Raw genomic sequence first — 4,914 nt, 5'->3', positions numbered from 1 at the left:
CCTAAAGAACGGGTGGAAAAAAAGGACTGGGGCCGATTCATCCTCTGTTCCTGTTTTGGGATGGCCATCAATATGCTGGCCTTCTTTAAGGGTCTAGACCTCTCGACCCCCATCAACAGTGCCGTATTGGTAACAACTACGCCCATCATCGTTGTGGTCTTGTCAGCATTCTTGATCGCCGAACGAATCCGGTTGACTAAAGGGATCGGCATCATTATCGGATTGGCTGGTGCACTGGGGCTGATCTTTTACGGGCAGGAGATGCGACAGGATGCCCCGAACATCCCGTTGGGAAATATCCTCTTTCTGGTCAACTCCCTGTTCTTTGGACTGTATCTGATCCTGGCCAAGAAGCTGGTAGAGAAGTACCACCCCTTTACCCTGATGAAATGGCTATTCCTGATCGGGATATTCTTGAATGCTCCTTTGGCCCTGCCCGAATTCCTGGAGATCTCCTGGAGCACCCTGCCGGGAGAGGCCCTTTGGGGAATTGCCTTTGTGGTGTTGGGCACCACCTTCTGCACTTACCTCTTCAACGCCTTTGCCCTAACTCAGTTAAAGGCTTCTACCGTCAGTGCCTTTGTCTACGTACAACCCCTGGTCGGGATCCTGTTCGCAGTCCTGAGCGGAAAGGATCAGCTGAGTCCTGTGAAGATCGCCTCAGCATTACTGGTGTGCCTTGGCGTATATCTGGTAAGCAGGAAGCCTAAGCCAGATCCTTCGGTAGTTTCCTGAATTTTCGGGTGTCTTCCTTGGTGAGGATCCTGAAATCAGGGGATCGCTCGAAATGCATGAATTTGTCCAGCAATTCTCCCTCCAGGCCGATGAGTTTTCGGGTTTCCAGGCTGATCCAGCCACCCATCATCTCGCAATGCGCCACATTCTTACCATCTGCAGTGTAAAAGTTATGGTGGAATTCAAAGAACATCCCGTCTTCGCTCATTCCTGCTACCTCGACAGAAACCTTTATCGGCTTACCGGGGAAGACCTCTTTGAAGTAGTACATGTGCTCGTAGAAGACCACCGGACCTATGTGATGCTTTACCAGGGTTTTGTGATCAAATCCCATTTCCATCAGAAAGGCCATTCGGGTATGACTCATAAAGTTCGTATAAGCACTGTTGGCCATATGCCGATTGGCATCCAGATCGCTCCAGCGGACTTCAAATTCCTTGGAATAGGTCATCTCTCCTTTATTTTCAGGCTTCAAAAATACCATTGTTTTCTTTGAACCCCGGGAGGATTGCAAAAAAATTAATCCCTATTTTTAGCCCTTAAACCCTTTAGATGAATACAAAACCTGCCTTTATCGAATCCCTTTCCCTGCCGGCAATAGCAGCTCCTATGTTCCTGATCTCCGGTCCTGCACTTGTAATAGAATGCTGTAAAAACGGCATCGTCGGCACCTTCCCGGCATTGAACCAGCGTACAAGCGAAGGATTTGAGCAATGGCTCGTAGAGATCAAAGAAGCCCTGTCTGCCTATGAAAAGGAAAGCGGAAAAAAAGCAGCTCCCTTCGGTGTAAACCTCATCGTCCATCCTACGAATCCCAGATTGGAGGCCGACCTGAAAATCTGTATCAAACACAAGGTGCCCATTATCATCACCTCCCTGGGGGCTGTTTCCCAGCTGGTGAATGCGGTGCACAGTTATGGCGGACTCGTCTTCCACGACGTAATTAAGAAAAGGCATGCAGAAAAGGCTGCCGAGGCAGGTGTGGATGGACTGATCCTCGTCTCAGCCGGGGCAGGGGGGCACGCCGGGACGATCAACCCTATGTCCCTGATCGCAGAGGTCAAGAAATTCTACGATAAGACAATCATCCTCTCCGGCTGTATTTCTACCGGCCGGGATATCGCCTCCGCCATGCAAATGGGTGCAGACCTCGCCTATATGGGGACGCGATTTATCAATACCACGGAAAGCCAGGCTCCGGAGGCATACAGGGATATGATCATCGACGCCGGGGCCAGTGATGTAGTCTACACGGCCGCCATCTCAGGTGTGCATGCCAATTTTCTGAGTGCCAGCCTGAAGGCGGCCGGTATCTCGGAGGAGGACTTGAAAAAAGATCACAAAGTCGATTTTGGAAAGGAACTCGATACAGAAGCCAAAGCCTGGAAGACCATCTGGTCTGCCGGACAAGGGGTCACCACCGTCAAGGATGTGCTGCCGGTTAAAGAACTGGTGGGAAGGTTGAAGGCAGAATTCAGAGAGGCCATTGAAGCCCAATTATCTTTATTAGAGATATACCCAAAGGAGTAAAGACCTGTGTATATAAAACGCAATATCGGCTGGGGATTGATCATGCGGTTTGCGTGGAAGAACCTCATTTTCTTTTCTGTCTACGCGGGTATCATTTTCTATGCCTATCACTTCCTTTGGCTCGATTTTCTGGATATTCCGTTTCAACCCCTCACGGTGATAGGGATCGCCGTTGCCTTTTATATCGGCTTTAAGAACAGTCAGAGTTACGATCGGTTCTGGGAAGGGCGAAAGATCTGGGGAGGCATCGTGAACTACAGCAGGACATGGGCCATTCAGGTTATCAGTTTTGTCCAGACAAACGATCCGGATTCAGACAAACACGTACACAGGCAAATGATTTACCGCCATTTGGCCTGGATCAATGCCCTGAGGGTACAACTGAGACAACCCAAACCCTGGGCCATCAAAGCAAATGCCAGGGTAGAGAATTTACACAAGCGGCACAGAGAACGCAATGTCTCCTGCAAAGAGGCGAGTCCGTTCGTATCACCTGAAGAATACGCAGATCTCAATGATCGCGTTAATCCCGCGACACATTTGATCAAAAACCAGGCAAGACAACTGACAGTACTTAAAAAGAAAGGTGTTATAGACGGCTTCCAGGAAGACCAACTCCAATCGGTCCTGGAGGAATGCTTCAATTTGCAAGGGAAGTGTGAGAGAATCAAGAACACTCCCTTCCCAAGGCAGTACGGATATTTTTCCAAGATTTTTACCTGGATCTTTGTGCTCCTACTGCCCTTTGGCTTGTTGCATGTTTTTCGCACAGAGGATATGGGTGGTTCCAAAGAATGGTTTGAATTCCTGATGATCCCCTTCTCCGTACTGATCTCGTGGATCTTTGTCTCCATGGAGAGCATTGGTGATAACAGTGAGGATCCTTTTGAAGGGCGAATCAATGACGTACCTATGACGGCCCTGTGCAGGACTATTGAGATAGACCTGCGCGACATGCTGGATGAAAACGACCTTCCTGAGCCTGTACAACCCCAGGATAATATATTGTACTGATGCCCAACCTGCTTTCTGTCTATCAACCTCCGCTACTTTTCAGGAACGGACACGTATCTACGGTCTACTACGGCCTCTTCAGAAGGATCACGGACTTTGAACAGGAACGGGAGCGACTGGAACTTCCGGACGGGGATTTTATGGATCTCGACTGGAGTTATGCCCGGCGCAGAACAAACAAGGTGGTGATCCTGCTTCACGGCCTGGAAGGGCACGGTCAAAGGCCATATATCACAGGTAGTGCCAAACACTTCAACCTGGCGGGATACGACTGTTGCGCGGTGAATTTCAGGGGATGCAGCGGGGTGCCCAACCGTCTCTACCGCTCTTACCACTCAGGGGCGACGGAGGACCTGGAAGCTGTCGTAAATCATATTCTGAACACCGGGGATTACAGGCAATTATACATCAAGGGCTTTAGCCTGGGGGGAAATATGGTGCTGAAATACGCAGGGGAAGGCAGGCAGGTGCCGGATGCCTTGAAAGGGATTGTCGCGATATCCGCGCCCGTAGACCTCCACAGTTCCCTGAGGGCCCTTATGAGCTGGGAGAATATCCCCTATGCGAGGCGATTCAGAAAACACCTGGTGGAAAAACTCAAGGCAAAACAACCCCTGTATCCGGAACTCCTTCCAGACTCAGAGATCGAGAAAATCAAGACCTTAAAAGATTTTGACGATATCTATACTAGCAGGGCCCACGGTTTTACAGATGCCCTGGAGTATTACGCTCAATGCAGCTCAGGGCAGTTCCTGGACAACATCAGGGTAAAAGCCCTGATCATCAATGCCAAGAACGATTCCTTCCTGGGCCCGGAATGCTATCCGTACAGGGAAGCTGAGGCCAACGAACTGCTTTACCTGGAAGTGCCGGATTACGGGGGCCATGTTGGTTTTTACGATGTACAGAACATCGCATACACAGAAAAAAGGGCGTTAAAGTTTTTCGATGAAATCTAAGTCGTCCCGAATTTCATATCTTAGACATTCTAAAAAATAGAGGAAGCATGAAAAAAATACTACTGGTAACTGTACTCGGGTTTTTTGCCCTGAGCTGCGGTGAAAAAAAGGAAGAAAAGAAAGAGGGTTTTGAGATGAGCAGGACCAAGACCACCACTGCCACAGAAACCGCATCAGAAGGGGTGCCTGTAGATATGAACAACAAAGGGATAGGCCCAATTACCGAACTCACCTTCCCGGATGAGATTGATGCGGAAATGGCCGCCAGGGGTGAAGCCAAATACAATGCGATCTGCACGGCCTGCCACCTCCCCAATCAGCGGATGATCGGCCCGGCCCTTTCAGGTGTATACGAAAGACGCAGTCCGGAATGGGTGATGAACATGATGCTCAACCCAGATGGTATGCTCAGGGAAGATCCCATTGCTATGGCCCTTCTAAAGGAATACAACAACGCCATCATGCTCAACCAGAATCTTACCCAGGAAGAAGCACGAGACCTGGCTGAGTACCTGCGAACATTATAAGAGACATTCGGGAATCTTCCTGGTTTTAAACGCTGTCCCATGTCTATGTGACCATTGGACTGAACACCCATACAGGGAGGTATTACTTCTTCATTAGGTATCAGGCTTCATCTGTTGGAAGTACATTAAGTTTTCATGAGACATACTCT

At 49.4% G+C, this 4,914-nt stretch carries 6 protein-coding genes; 5 read left to right on the top strand and 1 reads right to left on the bottom strand.

Going from position 1 to position 4,914, the window contains the following annotated elements; all coding sequences use genetic code 11:
* A partial coding sequence (locus ABYP73_RS11395) for a DMT family transporter (RefSeq protein WP_372974408.1) occupies positions 1–735 on the top strand: 735 nt, incomplete at its 5' end.
* Here ABYP73_RS11395 and ABYP73_RS11390 read toward each other — a convergent pair.
* Positions 707–1,186 carry an acyl-CoA thioesterase gene (locus ABYP73_RS11390; RefSeq protein WP_372945840.1) on the bottom strand — a complete coding sequence of 160 codons (480 nt, stop codon included), beginning with the start codon at positions 1,184–1,186 and terminating at the stop codon, positions 707–709. The genes ABYP73_RS11395 and ABYP73_RS11390 overlap by 29 nt on opposite strands.
* A 101-nt stretch (positions 1,187–1,287) precedes the next feature.
* On the opposite strand from ABYP73_RS11390, the gene ABYP73_RS11385 reads away from it, so the two are divergent.
* Genes ABYP73_RS11385 through ABYP73_RS11370 form a run of 4 tightly spaced genes read left to right on the top strand, consistent with a single transcriptional unit; the run spans position 1,288 to position 4,765 of the window.
* Positions 1,288–2,265 carry an NAD(P)H-dependent flavin oxidoreductase gene (locus ABYP73_RS11385; RefSeq protein WP_372974407.1) on the top strand — a complete coding sequence of 326 codons (978 nt, stop codon included), beginning with the start codon at positions 1,288–1,290 and terminating at the stop codon, positions 2,263–2,265.
* Positions 2,266–2,271: 6 nt separating this feature from the next.
* Entirely contained in the window at positions 2,272–3,279 is a 1,008-nt protein-coding gene (locus tag ABYP73_RS11380; protein ID WP_372946555.1) for a bestrophin family protein, read from the top strand.
* Positions 3,279–4,238: a YheT family hydrolase gene (locus ABYP73_RS11375; protein WP_372974406.1), complete on the top strand. Its 960-nt coding sequence runs from the start codon at positions 3,279–3,281 to the stop codon at positions 4,236–4,238. The genes ABYP73_RS11380 and ABYP73_RS11375 overlap by 1 nt, the downstream gene beginning before the upstream one ends.
* Positions 4,239–4,285: 47 nt before the next feature.
* Positions 4,286–4,765, top strand: coding sequence for a c-type cytochrome (locus ABYP73_RS11370; RefSeq protein ID WP_372974405.1), 480 nt, complete (start codon positions 4,286–4,288; stop codon positions 4,763–4,765).
* Positions 4,766–4,914: the final 149 nt, after the last annotated feature.

Source organism: Muriicola sp. (genome assembly GCF_041567615.1).
Taxonomy (GTDB): domain Bacteria; phylum Bacteroidota; class Bacteroidia; order Flavobacteriales; family Flavobacteriaceae; genus Muriicola.
Note: the sequence above shows the minus strand (reverse complement) of the source record. Positions and strands in the feature narration are given on the sequence as shown.